This is a genomic window from Mariprofundus sp. EBB-1, assembly GCF_003665155.1.
Taxonomy (GTDB): Bacteria; Pseudomonadota; Zetaproteobacteria; order Mariprofundales; family Mariprofundaceae; genus Mariprofundus.
In genome coordinates, this window is the sequence record NZ_RCFQ01000006.1 from 13426 (window position 1) to 28564 (window position 15139).

Annotated in this window: 13 protein-coding genes and 4 tRNA genes; 1 reads left to right on the top strand and 16 read right to left on the bottom strand. The window is 47.3% G+C overall.

Going from position 1 to position 15139, the window contains the following annotated elements; all coding sequences use genetic code 11:
* Nucleotides 1–220 precede the first annotated feature (220 nt).
* The 11 genes from D8Y20_RS03785 to radC form a co-directional block, all read right to left on the bottom strand.
* The gene (locus D8Y20_RS03785; protein WP_121541721.1) at nt 221–1156 is read right to left on the bottom strand and encodes a transposase; all 936 of its coding nucleotides are present in this window, start codon (nt 1154–1156) and stop codon (nt 221–223) included.
* Nucleotides 1157–1449: 293 nt separating this feature from the next.
* A tRNA-Lys gene (locus D8Y20_RS03790) sits at nt 1450–1525 on the bottom strand.
* 37 nt (nt 1526–1562) lie between these two features.
* Nucleotides 1563–1638 (bottom strand) — tRNA-His (locus D8Y20_RS03795).
* Nucleotides 1639–1655: 17 nt separating this feature from the next.
* Nucleotides 1656–1732 (bottom strand) — tRNA-Arg (locus D8Y20_RS03800).
* Between the two features lie 48 nt (nt 1733–1780).
* Nucleotides 1781–1857, bottom strand: a tRNA-Pro gene (locus tag D8Y20_RS03805).
* 78 nt (nt 1858–1935) lie between these two features.
* Nucleotides 1936–2340 carry a CBS domain-containing protein gene (locus D8Y20_RS03810; RefSeq protein ID WP_121541722.1) on the bottom strand — a complete coding sequence of 135 codons (405 nt, stop codon included), beginning with the start codon at nt 2338–2340 and terminating at the stop codon, nt 1936–1938.
* Nucleotides 2337–2687, bottom strand: a complete 351-nt coding sequence (locus D8Y20_RS03815; protein WP_121541723.1) for a P-II family nitrogen regulator — start codon at nt 2685–2687, stop codon at nt 2337–2339. The genes D8Y20_RS03810 and D8Y20_RS03815 overlap by 4 nt, the downstream gene beginning before the upstream one ends.
* Nucleotides 2688–2689: 2 nt before the next feature.
* Complete coding sequence (locus tag D8Y20_RS03820) at nt 2690–3493, bottom strand: DUF1538 domain-containing protein (protein ID WP_121541724.1); 804 nt, start codon at nt 3491–3493, stop codon at nt 2690–2692.
* Nucleotides 3490–4224: a DUF1538 domain-containing protein gene (locus D8Y20_RS03825; RefSeq protein ID WP_121541725.1), complete on the bottom strand. Its 735-nt coding sequence runs from the start codon at nt 4222–4224 to the stop codon at nt 3490–3492. The genes D8Y20_RS03820 and D8Y20_RS03825 overlap by 4 nt, the downstream gene beginning before the upstream one ends.
* A gap of 33 nt (nt 4225–4257) precedes the next feature.
* Nucleotides 4258–4917, bottom strand: a complete 660-nt coding sequence (locus D8Y20_RS03830; protein ID WP_121541726.1) for a site-2 protease family protein — start codon at nt 4915–4917, stop codon at nt 4258–4260.
* Between the two features lie 71 nt (nt 4918–4988).
* Nucleotides 4989–5672 carry a DNA repair protein RadC gene (gene radC / locus D8Y20_RS03835; RefSeq protein ID WP_236075229.1) on the bottom strand — a complete coding sequence of 228 codons (684 nt, stop codon included), beginning with the start codon at nt 5670–5672 and terminating at the stop codon, nt 4989–4991.
* A gap of 88 nt (nt 5673–5760) precedes the next feature.
* Between radC and D8Y20_RS03840 the strand changes: the two genes are divergently transcribed.
* Entirely contained in the window at nt 5761–10374 is a 4614-nt protein-coding gene (locus tag D8Y20_RS03840) for an NAD-glutamate dehydrogenase domain-containing protein (RefSeq protein ID WP_121541728.1), read from the top strand.
* A 75-nt stretch (nt 10375–10449) separates the two neighbouring features.
* Here the strand turns inward: D8Y20_RS03840 and D8Y20_RS03845 are convergent, their stop codons facing one another.
* The 5 genes from D8Y20_RS03845 to bioB form a co-directional block, all read right to left on the bottom strand.
* Nucleotides 10450–10971, bottom strand: a complete 522-nt coding sequence (locus tag D8Y20_RS03845; RefSeq protein WP_236075230.1) for a response regulator — start codon at nt 10969–10971, stop codon at nt 10450–10452.
* Nucleotides 10968–11768 carry a nitrogen regulation protein NR(II) gene (locus tag D8Y20_RS13800; protein ID WP_236075231.1) on the bottom strand — a complete coding sequence of 267 codons (801 nt, stop codon included), beginning with the start codon at nt 11766–11768 and terminating at the stop codon, nt 10968–10970. Before D8Y20_RS13800 ends, D8Y20_RS03845 begins: the two co-directional genes overlap by 4 nt.
* A 51-nt stretch (nt 11769–11819) precedes the next feature.
* Nucleotides 11820–13043, bottom strand: a complete 1224-nt coding sequence (locus D8Y20_RS03855) for a PAS domain-containing protein (protein WP_161957573.1) — start codon at nt 13041–13043, stop codon at nt 11820–11822.
* A 16-nt stretch (nt 13044–13059) separates the two neighbouring features.
* Nucleotides 13060–13920 (bottom strand): phosphate/phosphite/phosphonate ABC transporter substrate-binding protein, encoded by an 861-nt coding sequence (locus D8Y20_RS03860; protein WP_161957574.1) that lies wholly within the window; start codon nt 13918–13920, stop codon nt 13060–13062.
* Between the two features lie 145 nt (nt 13921–14065).
* Nucleotides 14066–15052 carry a biotin synthase BioB gene (gene bioB / locus D8Y20_RS03865; protein WP_121541731.1) on the bottom strand — a complete coding sequence of 329 codons (987 nt, stop codon included), beginning with the start codon at nt 15050–15052 and terminating at the stop codon, nt 14066–14068.
* Nucleotides 15053–15139 lie beyond the last annotated feature (87 nt).

A 15139-nucleotide genomic window follows, 5' to 3' on the forward strand; every position in this document is an offset into this window, starting at 1 on the left:
ATCAATTTCTTAGAATATATACAACCGATTAACCATTGGATGTTGTGAAAGGTTTCTTGGCATCAGTAATAGCTAACAACTACCCTGATTAGCCATAAATACACTTTTACCCATACTCTCAGAAAGTCTTGGCCCGACCCGGAACACCTGGGAAAGGGGGCCAGGCTTTGGTTATGGGGTTACATGAAAGGGGGCCAGATGAAAGGGGGCCAGGCTTTGGTTATGGGGTTATGATGGTTCGGAGGCCTTCCACTTTATCTCGAACCGATGGGCATTCACTCATTCTCACTTCTAGGTTATGAATTGCCCCGCTAAGCGTTGATACATCGCGGTGGAAATGTTTAGCGATATTGGTCAGTGATTCTTTTCCATATTCTTTCATCAGGTAAGCAACCACGCTCCTGGCTTCGGAGGGCAGGCGTTGGCTGCCAGCTCGGGATAAATCGTCTGACTGTAATTTATAAAAATCACACACTTTTTCGATACAGTCATCTAAGGCTAGCGTTCTTTTCTCTTCGCCAATTTCTTTTAAAATTTGTTCAGCAAAATAATCATCACCGAGCACTCTGCTATCTTGCGCGCCTGAATGAAATTCATCTTTTCGTTTTTCATTTAAAGCACTTAAAACAAAATCTTCATATACGCATCGAGCATGGTTTAAATCCGAAGAAAAACGGCTTAAGACTATATCGCATTCCAGCCAAGGTAATGTTTCGAGGCCCATATATGCACGATGGCTACTCCACAGGTAGTCAATCACCTTTTCAACCAGACCGATGCGAATAGGATTAAGGTGAGTATATCTAACCAGTTCAAGCAAATAGCTGTCTTCATCTACCAGAATTGCTTTGAAGCGCCCCTGAAACAAGTGTCCCATCCGTTTTTGTCGGCTATTAAACCAACGCGTGTAACGAAATGATAAATTTTGCATTATCTTTGATAAGTCGGTCGTACCTACTTGAATGACCAGATGAACATGGTTATTCATAAGGCAAAAGGCATGAACCTTATGTCCATACCTGTGCAGGCCCTCCTGAAGTAATAAAAGAAAGTGAGTGCGCTCAATATCATCATGAAAAATATTCATGCCGCCATTGCCTCTTAGCATGACATGGTAAAAGGCACCGGGGATGTGGATTCTAGGTTTGCGAGCCATAATACTAATATAGGCTATATCTATTCAAAACCCAATCACCAAAGCCTGGCCCCTAAGCCTGCGAACCGGAGACCTTCTCCTTACGAGTGAGATTTAATTACCTGAGTTAAATCGATTCACCGTTAAGGGATTAGGCGGCATGTTAACTGAATTATTTTACGCAAGAGAATTAGCCAGCTAACTGACGTATTTCATATTGCCAAAAGGTTACCTTAAAAGTTACCTCAGACAAAAACAAAAGAGCCACCCAAAGGCAGCTCTTTGATTTATGCCTTATAAAACAAGGCTTTATTTGGTGGGCCGTGCGCGGCTCGAACGCGCGACCCGCTGATTAAGAGTCAGCTGCTCTACCAACTGAGCTAACGGCCCGAATAAAATATAATGTATGTATGATTTGAAGAACACATGGGGTGGACGACGGGATTCGAACCCGCGACCACCGGCATCACAAGCCGGGGCTCTACCAACTGAGCTACGTCCACCATATTGTGTTAACCGATGGCGCGCCTGGCAGGGCTCGAACCTGCAGCCTACAGCTTAGAAGGCTGTTGCTCTATCCAATTGAGCTACAGGCGCTCTCCAGATCGCGTCCAAATCATTACGTTCTTCACTGTTATGCTTAAATGGTCGGGGCGGGGTGATTCGAACACCCGACCCTCTGGTCCCAAACCAGATGCGCTACCAGGCTGCGCTACGCCCCGATTATTTAAGTCTTCCTTGCGAAGGCGGCGGACAATAGGTATCTGCCAAGCGTTCGTCAATAGCAAAATTTATATTTTTTAAACGAACTTCAATAAGCCCTTCATCACCATATCCGTATAGCTAATAATACCAACCACTTTACCCTGATCTACGACAGGTGCGCGTGACAAATGCAAACGTGAAAATAGCAGACTCGCATTACGAATATCCATCTCCGGATGCACTGTTACAGCAGGTTTGGTCATGATTTCATAAATACTGACGCGGTCAGGAGAGCGATCTACAGCTAATACAAGACGTGCGATATCACCAATCACCACAATACCGTATTCATCCTGTTTATCTTTTTTATCAACAATCAGACATTTGGTCTCTACATGCTCCATCACAGATAGAGCCTGACGCACCGAACATACACCATCCACGATATCGAATTCCGTTTTCATTACATCTTTAACCATAATCACAGCTGGTTTACTCATAACTTATCCCCCACTTCATCCATCAGACACATAATCTGTCCACCCAATCCAACTGCATCTTCAATATCAATTTGAAAAGCCACACCTGACCCCGGATTCTCATCAAAACCACCTTCAGAGGAGATACATTCAAGGATATTACGGCTTAAATGCTCTTCAACCACAAACAATACCATATCTCGCTGTGTCTCAAGCGTCAGGCCAAAAAATGTCTTTTTCGGATTCAACCCCTCACCACGCGCATCACCCACGACTGTAGCTCCGGTAGCTCCAGCATCGCGTGCAGCGGCCATAATTTTATCGGTGTCGGTGTCTGCCACCAGTGCAATCAACAATTTAAAGCGCATTACTACCCCCCTTCCTCTACTTTACTTATTCTACGTTGTTCCTGCCAGCGACTGATCTGAGCATACGCCATGACACTCATAATCGGAAAAACGCTGGCAAATGCGATCAAACCAAAACCGTCAATGAGCGGACTTCGGCCTGGAATCGTTGCCGCTAGCCCCAGCCCCAGCGCCGCCAACAATGGAACGGTTACGGTTGAGGTGGTTACACCACCGGAATCATAGGCCAGTGGAATAATCATTTTTGGCGCCCACATGGTTTGAAAAATCACAACCACATAGGCCACAACAATATAGAGCCAAAGATCGGTGCCGGTCACAATACGGAAACAGCCCAGCGATACCCCCACGGCGACACCCAAGGATACAGCCAACCTGAGCCCCCATGCCGAGATCGCACCACCGGATACCTGTTGCGCTTTCATGCCTACTGCGATCAGAGATGGCTCAGCCAGCGTAGTCGCTAGCCCTATCGAAAAGGCAAACACATAGACCCATGCATAATCCTGCCAGTGAATGGATGTGATCACTGTGACCCCCTCCTGATACAGCTCGCCATACAGAAACGCCGGATTGGTCAATTGCGTCGCCATCACCTCACCAAGAGGGAAAATAGCTTCCTGTAAGCCCATCAAAAACAGCGCCAGTCCAAGCAGGACATAAACAAAACCACGAAATACCCGCCATGGATGGGCAATTTTTTGTCGCAATACCAACAGCTGAAAACCGAGCAATACGACAGCAATGGGGATCACATCACGCAAGGTTGAAAGCATGGTGTCGAGAAACAGAGTCAGATGACTCATGTCGTCACAATCCCGAAAACCATTACAAAAATCATTGGCACCAATGATGCAAAAGCAATCAGACCAAAACCATCCAGCATAGGATTGCGCCCACGAATCGAAGATGCCAGCCCAACACCAAGAGCGGTCACCAAAGGAACCGTAATCGTTGATGTGGTAACGCCCCCGGAATCATAAGCAATACCGATAATTTCAGGCGGCGCAAAATAGGTCATGACCACCACAATGAAATAACCGCCAATAATACAGAAGTGCAATGGCCAACCTTTGAGAATCCGCAACACACCGAGCACAATCGCAATCCCTACGGAGAGAGCCACGGTCATGCGCAATCCATTAGCATACGCGTCCATCGCAGCTTGAGTTGAATCAATCACACCGGCCTGCGCTGCGACTTGGGCCGCCTTACCAGCCACGGCGATTAATGCGGGCTCTGCAACGGTAGTGCCAAAGCCGAGCAAGAATGCAAACAGAAGTAGCCACATCACATTGCCTTTTTTGGCAAAAGCAAAAGCCATCGACTCACCCAATGGAAACAAACCGATTTCCAGCCCCCGTACAAACAGAGCCAAGCCGATCAAAACCAGAAGCATACCAACCAGAATGCCTTCCATATTCGGTATAGGCTGTTTAAGCACCAGTTCCTGAAAAAATAGAATCACAAGCACGATAGGTGTCAAATCGCGTGCCGCCTCAAATAGTGGCCGCAATGCCTTCATTAAACCCTTCATGATAATTTAAAAAAGCCCAGCTTCTGCATATTCCTACAATGAGAGCGCAAGGTTGATCAAAAAGCCCGCACTATCCATCACCAGCGGCCCAATCACCGATTGCAAGAGACCAAAAACCAATAACAATACGATAATCAAAAAACCGAATGGTTCGATACGGGAGAGCTGGTATGCGATCGGACCGGGCAACAAACCCACCGCCACTCGACCACCATCCAACGGTGGCAATGGCAATAGATTAAAGATCAAGAGCACCATATTGATAATGATCGAAGCCTGACACATTAATGCTAACGGCTCAGAGACCCAGGATAAGGAAGCAGGCATATGGACCGTTACAGCCAGCAATGCAGTTGATAGCAGGGCCAGAATCAAATTCATGACCGGGCCTGCCAACGCAACCCAGATCATATCACGTTTGGGATTGTTCAGTTTTCCGAAATTAACCGGCACCGGTTTGGCATAACCAAACAGAAAAGGAGAACCTGAAACCAGCAATATAACAGGAATCAGGATAGTACCAATCGGATCAATATGCTTTAAGGGGTTCAGTGTCAGCCGCCCCATAAAACGGGCCGTATTATCTCCCAGCCTGTCTGCTACCCAGCCGTGCGCCACTTCATGCAGCACAATGGCAAACAGCACCGGCAAAGCCCAAATGCTGATCCCCTGCATAATGGCATCGATATTCATTTCTATACTCCTATCAAGCCAAGGCTTGTTAACATAAATTTCTCTGGAAACGTCTTATGACCGCAAAATATTCAGAACCAGCCATTCTCTTTAAATGACAGCACATCTGTGCCTGCAACCAGGAAATGATCCAGTATTTTAATATCCAGTGGTGCACACGCTTCTACCATACGATGGGTTAAAGTAATATCTTCACTGCTAGCGCGTTTGGTTCCACCCGGATGATTATGAAACAGAATCAATCCTTTGGCATCCAGCTCCAACGCCCGCTTCATCAGATTACGCGGATAAACTGCGGTACGATCCACGGTTCCTTCAAACAAAATTTGCGTGGCCAGATGGCGATGCTGTTGATCGGTAAAAATCGCCCCAAAACATTCCATCCCACGCCCCTGCATTTGCATACGCAAATAGGCTTTCACCTTTTCAGGCCGATCATAGACATTTTTACCCTGCAGATCAGAGGCCAGATAACGAATTTCTACATGCTTGATCAAGGATAAAAAAACAGCAGCCTGCTCACCGACCCCTTCGGTCTGCTGGAGTTCAACCAATGGCGCATCAAACACACCAGCCAATGTCCCGAAATTCTTCAGCAATCTTTTTCCAATAGGTTTTACATCTTTGCGCGGGATCGCATAGGTAAGCAACAGTTCCAATACTTCGTAATCATGAAAGCCATCAAAAGCATGGGCAGCGAAACGCTGTCGGAGTCTCTCTCTATGCCCTTTGATACTTGCATCCATAGCACTCATGCAAACGAAGATTGCACACTTCGTCAAATAGTCTTTTGGATCTATTGGAGATATCGACATCGGGCATGCTTAAGATTACGCTATAGCCATGCGCCAACTACGTCACCAACTCATCGACCTGCTTGATCAAGCCCGCAGTCAGCACCGTATGGATGCAGTGCCACCCAGACTGATGGCGGCTTTGGTACAGGATTTTCTCTCCCTATTGCCCAAGGGTAAAAGTAAAAACATTGCCATGCATTGCCGCACCCTTACGCATGGTAATTTGCATCGGCATATCTTCACCATTCGTTGTCCTGATCAGGCATTTTATCTGGATGCCATCAAGGGGTATATGATTCGCAGTGGCATTCAGCCTATCGGTCAGCAAACCATGGTTGCACGCATGGAGTGTGGCCCGGAGGGTTGTGACCTTGCATTGAAACAACCAAAATCAGACGATACTCATGCATCCGATGATGGTAATTTCATGTTTATCGCCCTGCATCTTTCAGCCACCATCTCACCGAATCCCGAATCCATTCGATTGGATATCCAGGCTATCTTGCAGGCAGTAAGCCTCTCTGTGCACGATTTTAAGAATATGCGTAAGACCGTAGCGCAATCCGTTGCACGTTTAATGATAGATTCACCCGATGCAGCAGCGTTACTGGATTGGATGAACGATAATCACTATCTCTATTTTGGACTACAGCATCAACACAAGCGCATGGGATTAATGAAAAACAGCAGGGTACTCAATCGCATTGCCCCTGGTCTGGCGGAAGATATTGATGCCATGGCTACTGCCACAGAAGCAGGCATTGAATGGATTAACCTGTGTAGCAGCCAACACTACCTCTACAGTTCCGCCAGCATAGAAGTCGTACGCATCAGCTGGTTGCAAGAGAGCACTACAGATGCACCCGCCAAGATGGAATCAGCTATTATTATCGGCCACTTCTCCCGCAGCGCCCGCTATGCCAATGCCAGTTATCTACCTGTATTGGCCAACAGCTGGCGCAGCCTGGCCAGTGATACATTAATGTTACATTCAGCCTTCTATCGTCGCGAGATTCGCACCCTGTTCGACCGTATGCCCAAACGCTCCCTGTTAGCTACTCGTGCCAACGACTGGCTGGAACCTCTCAAGGCAATCATTGATCTGGCTGATCCTTTGCAAGTTGTTGCCAATATCATTCCATCCACACATGGCAACCTTGATACCCTGCTCATTGCCATATCTTCAAAACGATTCGGGCCAGTGGTGATGCAACGCATGCTGGATGCGTTTGCCAAGGCCGGTTTGAATCACCAGGGATATGAATCACTCGGCATCGGACCGCACCGCATCATCCTTGTTTCCATTGCGCGCAAGGATGAGATGATCAAGGCGGAGGATCTGCACGCATTGATTCGTCACTGCATTGTATTCTGGAAAGATAGTGCAAAAGCAGAAGTACTGCGCCATGCAGATATCTTTGATATCCCGGCCACATTGCAAGAGCTTGAACGTATCCCGCCGCTCTATCAGGAGTTATTCCCTCCGGCTCAGTTCAGCAGGGATGTGCAAATGCGGCGACGGGTATTGGGAAATCACCGTACCGTTGTACATGTACGCCCTAAAAGCGGTTCGCAGCACGATGTAGAGCTACACATTCATTCTCTGCATCAACCTTCTCTCGGCACGCTGGTTGATATTATCCGTGCCTTTGACCTCGACCCTGTACAGGAATCAGTTGTCCCCTTCGGTACGACAGACACAGATAACTGCATCCACATCAGCGCGCTTACATGCCGGGCGACACGCCAGTTGAGCAGTGATGATGCCTCACACCTCAAACGCGGATTGGCACTGGTACTCAATAATGAAGCCGATCATGACATCATCAATGCATTAATAATCCGTGCCAGTCTCGATATTGATGCCATTTCTCATCTGATTACCTTGCGCAATCATCTGATTCAACTGATGCCGGATGCCGCCAAACTACCACTTTCAGATATGATGTTGCGCCACCCTGAGGTAAGTGCAGCACTGCACCGCCTGTTTGCCGCCCATCATTTGATCGCCATGCCCGAAGACTTCCTCATTCAGGCACGTTCAAGCTTTCACGAGGCGATGATCAAGGTAGCCAGCTTAAGTGATGACCGATGGTTCCGTGCCATGGCCGAACTGGTTGAGGCAGGTCTGAGGACCAATGCCTTCATTCATCAGAGAAACATGCCTATCGGCATCAAAATTGATACCAGTCAGTTGAGCTTTGCGCCGCACCCCACACCTTACCGTGAAATTTTCGTGCATGGTGTCCATGTTGAAGGCATTCATCTACGCGCAGGCCCTATTGCACGCGGAGGCCTGCGTTTCTCGGATCGCCCAACTGATTTTCGCACGGAAGTGCTGGAGTTGATGAGTACACAGACGGTAAAAAATGGTCAGATTGTACCCACCGGATCCAAGGGCGGCTTTGTCATCAGAGACGGCCAAGGGCCGGCTTTTATTCTTGAGCAGTATCGCAACTTCATTCGCACCCTGTTGGCACTGACCGACAACTTAATCGACGGGCATGTTGTCCCTCCTGAAGGCATGAAAATATCCAAACAGGATCAAAATGACCCCTACCTGGTGGTCGCAGCAGATAAAGGGACAGCACGTTTTTCAGATGATGCCAATGTAGAGTCTCAAGCAGTCGAATTCTGGCTTGATGATGCCTTCGCCAGTGGTGGCAAGCACGGATATGATCATAAAGTGGTAGGCATTACCGCACGTGGTGCATGGATATGCGCCGGCCACCATTTTGCCAAATTCGGTATTGATGCCAACATTGATCCAATAAAATGCGTGGCCATTGGTGATATGGGTGGCGATGTCTTCGGCAATGGCATGCTGTTAAATCCTGCCCTTGAACTGATCGCAGCCTTTAATCACCAGCACATCTTTATCGACCCATGGCCCGATAAAGCAGGGCAATGCTTTGCCGAACGCCAGCGACTCTTTTCATCCGGCAGTGGTTGGAACGCCTACGACACCTCGTTGATCAGCGCAGGCGGTGGTGTGTTTGAACGCAGTGCCAAAAGCATCACGCTCTCAAGTAGCGTGCAGAGTGCACTCGGCATCAATAGCAATGCCTTATCAGGAGAGTCGTTGATTCAAGCCATTCTCTCAGCCCCTGTAGATCTGCTGTATAACGGTGGCATCGGCACCTATGTCAAAGCCAGCGATGAAAGCCACGCGGATGTACGTGACCCTGCCAACAACCCTGTACGCATCAATGCAGATGATCTGCGCTGCAAGGTAGTTTGCGAAGGCGGCAACCTTGGATTCACGCAAAAAGCACGCATCGAATTCGCTACAAAAGGTGGCATCATCAATACCGATGCCATGGACAACTCCGCCGGTGTGGACATGTCCGACCATGAAGTAAACCTGAAGATTCTGCTTGCTTCACTACCTAAACCACTGATAGGCAAACCACGCAACAAGCTATTGCAGCAACTTACTCAGGCTGTGACAGAGCAGTGTCTGGAAGACAATCTGCTACAATCACGCGTATTAACACTGGCTGAACTCGATGCCATTGAGCATCCACCCCGTCTGCAACGGCTGCGAGACCAGCTCTCACAACTTGGTTGGCTCGACCCTGCCGTAGCACCACGCATAGATGACAATACCTTGTTACACCTCAGACCACAGTTGTCCATACTGTTGGGACAGGAAAAAAACCGTATTCATGCGCAGCTCGCCGAACAATCATTTGATCAGATGAGTGCCTTTAGCCAAAGCCTGCTGGAGAGCTATTTTCCACAGGCGCTACATCACAAATATAGTCGTCATTTCGACAAACACCCGCTTGCCAGTGAGATCATTCATACGCAAGCCAGTAATCATATCATCAATCACATAGGTCTTGCTTCCATGCTGCATATTCAAAGCATGCTCGATGCCAGTGCCAGTGAGATTGTCGAAGCCCTGTTCATTGCCGAGGATATTCTGGATGCCAAAGCACTACGTGCCGCTATCTGGGACAGCTCGCAGGATATGGAAATCACACTCTATCTACAGCGCTCCCTGCAAGAGCAATTGATGCTATTTGCTGAGACGCTGCTGCGCCTGTGCGATATTTCCATGCTGGATGCGCGCTGGATCAACAAACAAAAGCAAGGGCTTGCCCGCTTCTTGAGAAGTATATCTGATCCGGGGTTATCTGCGCTGGCAGGCTGCAACCATGCCGAACTACTTGATAATATTGCCAATTCAAATTTAACAAAATTGCATGCCCTGCATATGGCTGCCATGCCACATATGGCGCGGTCAGCCTGTGCTGTGCATCTGGCATCTCAGCTGAACATGCCCTTACAACGCTGCCTGCTGGCCAGTCAGGCTTGCTTGAAAATCCTGCCGATTGAAATCATGGAGATTCCTCTGCGCAGCCCTGACTGGGGAGGCGAAGATGCACATAACTTACGCCGTGAATGGCTACACCGATTAACCCTGTTACAAAACCGTGCCATTACCCAGTTGTTAGAACACCCAGGTAAACAGTTCGACAAGATTGGCGAAAAACTGTGGATGCAACACCGTCACTGGCCCAATGTAGAGGCTTACCGCTCAGCGCACCTGCAATCAACAGAAAGCTCCCCGGAAGACCGCCGCAATGCATCCAAACATATGCGCCTGCTGCTGGCCCTTACACAACTGGAATCGATTATTGACCAGCATTAAGATAGAGAGCGTTGATAAGGCTCTACTTACTGGCTTATATCCGGAAGATGCTTAATAAATCAGCCCTCCCTCAGGTTATAGAAGAATCTCTTGCAGCTTGTTAAGCATGCTTTCCGGCTCGTATGGTTTTTGAATGAAGCCAGCCAGACCTTTACCGGCAAAACGATTGGTCGCATCCTGCTCATTATAACCGGAAGAAAGAATCACTTTCACATCGGGCTGAATATTTCTTAAGGCACTAAAGCACGCTTTGCCATCCATTTTGGGCATAGTCATATCCATCAACACCAGTGTGATATCATTCTGATGCTGACGGAATTGTTCAATACCTTCGAGACCATTTTCAGCCGTTATCACATCAAAACCAAACTCTTCCAGCAACATCACAGCGTATTCACGTACACCCTCTTCATCATCCACCACCAGTACTGTTCCGGAACCCCGAAAAAGAGGATTAGCATTTTTTTCAGGTTCAATGTGTACCGTATGTTCATGGGATACCGGAAAGGAAACTTTAATCGACGTTCCCTCACCCGGCTCAGAATAAATGCGTAAGCCGCCATGATGCCCTTTCACAATACCAAGCATGGCACTCATACCAATCCGCGCCCTGAAAATTTAGTGGTGAAAAATGGATCGAAGACTTTCCTCTGTGTTGCAGCATCCATGCCGCAACCGGTATCTGATACTTCGAGAAATATGTATCGACCAGTCTCAAGATTTTCAGACCCGATATAACCGTTCAGATAGTCTGCATCCGCGTGCATCACACCGGTAGTGATGGATATCACACCACTTTTCCCTTCAATTGCCTCTGAAGCATTGGTGATCAAATTCAGAACAATCTGCTGCATTTGGGCCACATCTGCATCAATAGGAGGCAAGTGCGCATGCAAATGATATTTAAGTACAACATTCTTTGCTAACGACACATCAATCAACTTGCCCATTTTTTCCACCAGCTCAGACAAGCTGACTGGCTTGACTACAAACATGCCCTTGCCCGAATAAGCCAACATCTGCTTGCATAGATCGGCGGCACTATGGCTGGCATTTTCTATCGCGTTCAAATGTTTAGATGCGGGCGAGGCATCATCCATTTTTCGTTGTGCCAGTGCAGCATTACCCAAAATAGCGGTCAGTAGATTGTTAAAATCATGCGCAATGCCACCGGCCAATACACCGAGCGATTCAACCCTGTCTGTATGTTGCAGTTTATCCTGCACTTTACGTAAATGGGTTACATCCCGCTGTACAGAAGCAAAACCACTGACGTTTCCTTTCTCATCCATAATGGGTGTGATCGATTGGGACACTTCATAATAATCACCATTCTTAGCCCGGTTGGTAAAATCGCCATGCCATGTTTTACCGGCCAATATAGCATTCCACATGGCCGCATAATAATGATCCGTATGTTTATTACTTTTCACGATACGGGGTGTTTACCCGAGCACCTCTTCTGCACTGTAACCACTGATGCGTTCAAAGGCCGGATTGACATATTCGATGATACCATCTGCATTCGTAACTACGATAATCTCATCGGCCTGATCAACCACCGTAGCTAATTTACTGATTTGTGCAGAAGATGCTTTCTGATCTGTAATATCGGTGGCAATGCCGCAAACGGCATACATTTTCTTGTGCGTATCATAGAGCGGAAATTTCAGAGAATAGTAATGTCTGAGCCCACGTCGGTCAGGTACACTCTCTTCCAGCACCATTGCATCACCGCGTTCAATCACTTCCTCATCATGTTTACTCAGCGCTGCTGCCAGGCTTGCATCAAAAACATCGGCATCCGTTTTACCCACAATATCTTCATGACGTATATTGAAAATATCCTCATAGCGACTATTGATTAATATATACCGACCTTCAAGGTCTTTGATAAAGATCACTGCCGGAGAATTATCAATTAAACTTTTCAGCAGTGCTTCATTTTCTATCAATTGCCGATTTTTTGCGATAATGGCTTGATCGGCTTGTTGCATGGAAACAGCCAATGCCTTGATTTCATCCGGTGTATGTCTGAAACTTTTTATCTCGACTTCACCATCGCCAATATGTGCTGCCAAACGGGACAAGCGCTGCAATGGTGCAGAGACCCGAAACGACATGCCAATCGCAATCAATAATGCAACTAGCATGGCAAAGGCCATCGAAACACCGATCTCCTGTCTTAATTTTGCCAATTCAGCATCAATAGAGGATGCATCAAATGTCAGTATAACAACGCCAATCACACGACCATCAGAAGGGTGTAAAACAGATTGCACAACCTGAATATCATGCCCGTTCCAGACTGCACCATCAGCAGGCACAGGCATTTGTTTCATAACCGGATAATGCACCGCATCACTGTGTGTAAGCACCAGATGCTTGTCATCCAGCACAGCAAATTCACGTAAAATAACATTATCATCATTAAAGCGCTCTTTGATGCGCTTCATCTGCTTCCACAAAGGAAAGGCTTTACGGTAGAGCACTTCGTTACTGACACTCGTTGCAATCAACCTGGTGGATTCAACTGCATCCCGTTGTGCAACAATAGGTAACCGTTCTGATTCATCTGAATACTGATGCCAGGAAAGTCCACCCACCACGATGGTCGTGCCAAGCAGAAAGATCAAACCGGTTTGTACAGATAGCTTATTGATGAACATACAACACTTTATCATATTATTGATGCACCGCATTGAGCATATCAGCAATGGGCTGGTAAAATGAGACTGGCTTCACTACAAAGCCATCCAAACCGAACTGCTTCAACATAGTCGCCCCTTGTGCATCTTCACGCATACTGACTAATGCCTGCTGCAAGCGTACCACCGTGGATTCAGGTACATCTTTACCAGCAACAATCGGAGTAAATGGAAATGGCCCCAAGCGTTCAAGAATGACAAGTTTGTCTTTCATATCCGGATTGGCCTTAAAATATTCGTCCACCACATACTCATCAATATTCGCTACGTCGGCTTGCCCGGCCAGCAACGCCTCCAAAGAATATTCATGCAACCCGGTATGCATCAGATAGCGAAAATGCTGATGAATATCTATACCTTGCTGTTTCAAAGCATACGAAGGAGCTAAAAAACCTGAATTGGAACGTGGGTCGGAGTAGGCAAACACCTGCCCTTTGAAATCAGCCAGTGTTTTTTCTGTGCGCCCGGCACGTGTCATGACAAAAGAACGGTACACGGGTGCACCATGAAACAGTGGTATCGCAATCAACTGCTGTTGGTCTGCAGCATGATCTTCGACAAAAGGGGCGCCACAGGTCCAGGCTAGCGCCTTTGAGTTTTCTCGCAAAACATCACTCAAGCCCTGATAACTATCAGTAAACTGCGTTGTGAGTGGATAGTCCGCCTGCTTGGCCAGCCATTGGGAAAATTGTTTAAGCAGAGGATTATTACCCTGTTCAAGCACCACACCACTGAACACCAATGAATGTGTCTCTTCAGCTTCAAGCTCATCGATTGAAAGAAACGAAGTAACAAGAATAAGACTTAACACGGGAAAGAAATATCTCAATAGCTGCATCACAAACATCCCTCTCATGACAAATCGCATGTTAACAGACCACACGTGGATCCATCATTGATGACTAACTATTGTCCTCTCGACTAGGATTGCAAGCTGTTTTAAATCGTCTAAGGCATCAATTTAAAAAAGATATATCAATATTTTACGCATTCACCATACGACGGCTCGACGGGGTAGGCATTTGCATCGGGCGCAAACCAAGCTTATCAAACAAAAGCTGATCGCTGCTAGCAGCCTGATTGCCCGTGGTAAGTAATTTTTCACCATAAAAAATTGAGTTAGCTCCCGCCAGGAAGCAGAGCGACTGCATCTCTTCAGACATCTCTTCGCGCCCCGCTGAAAGTCGCACATGAGAGCCCGGCATGGTGATGCGTGAAACAGCGATAGTACGAATGAATTCGAAGTTATCGAGCGTATCTGCAAACTGCGTATCTTCTGCGACCGGGGTACCTTCCACCTTCACCAGCATATTAATCGGCACTGATTCCGGGTGAGGAGACATGCGAGCAAGCTGAGCAACCAGACCGGCACGATGACGACGAGATTCACCCATACCAACAATACCACCACAGCAAATACTCATGCCTTCAGTTCGCACGTGTTTCAGGGTATCGAGCCGCTCATCGTAAGTGCGCGTGCTGATCACCTCTTTGTAATATTCAGGATCGGAATCAAGATTATGATTATAATAATCCAGCCCTGCACCCTTGAGTTTACTCGCCTGATCAGCATTCAGCATGCCGAGCGTGGCACACGCTTCCATATCCAGCTCTTTAATCTCGGTAATCATATCGCAGACCAGATCAAAGGCGCGACCCTTTGGTTCACGCCAGGCCGCACCAATACAGAATCGTGAAGCGCCTTTCTCTTTAGCCGCTTTGGCAGCTTCAATCACCTGCTCTTTTTTCATCAGCAGTTCAGATTCAACATCGGTGTTATAGCGTGAGGATTGCGGACAATATTTACAATCTTCAGGGCAACCACCTGTTTTAATAGAGAGTAATGTAGATAGTTGGACTTCATTGGCATCAAAGTTTGCCCGGTGAGCCTGTTGGGCTCGCCACATCAGATCATTAAAGGGCAGTGTAAACAGTGCCTCAATTTCATCTACCGTCCAATCATAACGCATCATTACTCTCCCTACTCATTGGTTAACCTTCGAGCGCGCAAGGGTAAACAGCTTTGTCGCATTCAGCAAAAGGAGTTTGCATGCAAA

Coding starts and splice junctions, on each gene's coding strand:
- D8Y20_RS03830 (WP_121541726.1), bottom strand. CDS start 4,917: ATGAATATCGATGCCATTATGCAGGGGATCAGCATTTGGGCTTTGCCG.
- D8Y20_RS03820 (WP_121541724.1), bottom strand. CDS start 3,493: ATGAGTCATCTGACTCTGTTTCTCGACACCATGCTTTCAACCTTGCGT.
- D8Y20_RS03860 (WP_161957574.1), bottom strand. CDS start 13,920: ATGCAGCTATTGAGATATTTCTTTCCCGTGTTAAGTCTTATTCTTGTT.
- D8Y20_RS13800 (WP_236075231.1), bottom strand. CDS start 11,768: ATGTGGAATGCTATATTGGCCGGTAAAACATGGCATGGCGATTTTACC.
- D8Y20_RS03810 (WP_121541722.1), bottom strand. CDS start 2,340: ATGAGTAAACCAGCTGTGATTATGGTTAAAGATGTAATGAAAACGGAA.
- D8Y20_RS03825 (WP_121541725.1), bottom strand. CDS start 4,224: ATGAAGGGTTTAATGAAGGCATTGCGGCCACTATTTGAGGCGGCACGC.
- D8Y20_RS03855 (WP_161957573.1), bottom strand. CDS start 13,043: ATGTTCATCAATAAGCTATCTGTACAAACCGGTTTGATCTTTCTGCTT.
- D8Y20_RS03845 (WP_236075230.1), bottom strand. CDS start 10,971: ATGAGTGCCATGCTTGGTATTGTGAAAGGGCATCATGGCGGCTTACGC.
- D8Y20_RS03840 (WP_121541728.1), top strand. CDS start 5,761: ATGCGCCAACTACGTCACCAACTCATCGACCTGCTTGATCAAGCCCGC.
- radC (WP_236075229.1), bottom strand. CDS start 5,672: ATGAGTGCTATGGATGCAAGTATCAAAGGGCATAGAGAGAGACTCCGA.
- bioB (WP_121541731.1), bottom strand. CDS start 15,052: ATGCGTTATGATTGGACGGTAGATGAAATTGAGGCACTGTTTACACTG.
- D8Y20_RS03815 (WP_121541723.1), bottom strand. CDS start 2,687: ATGCGCTTTAAATTGTTGATTGCACTGGTGGCAGACACCGACACCGAT.
- D8Y20_RS03785 (WP_121541721.1), bottom strand. CDS start 1,156: ATGGCTCGCAAACCTAGAATCCACATCCCCGGTGCCTTTTACCATGTC.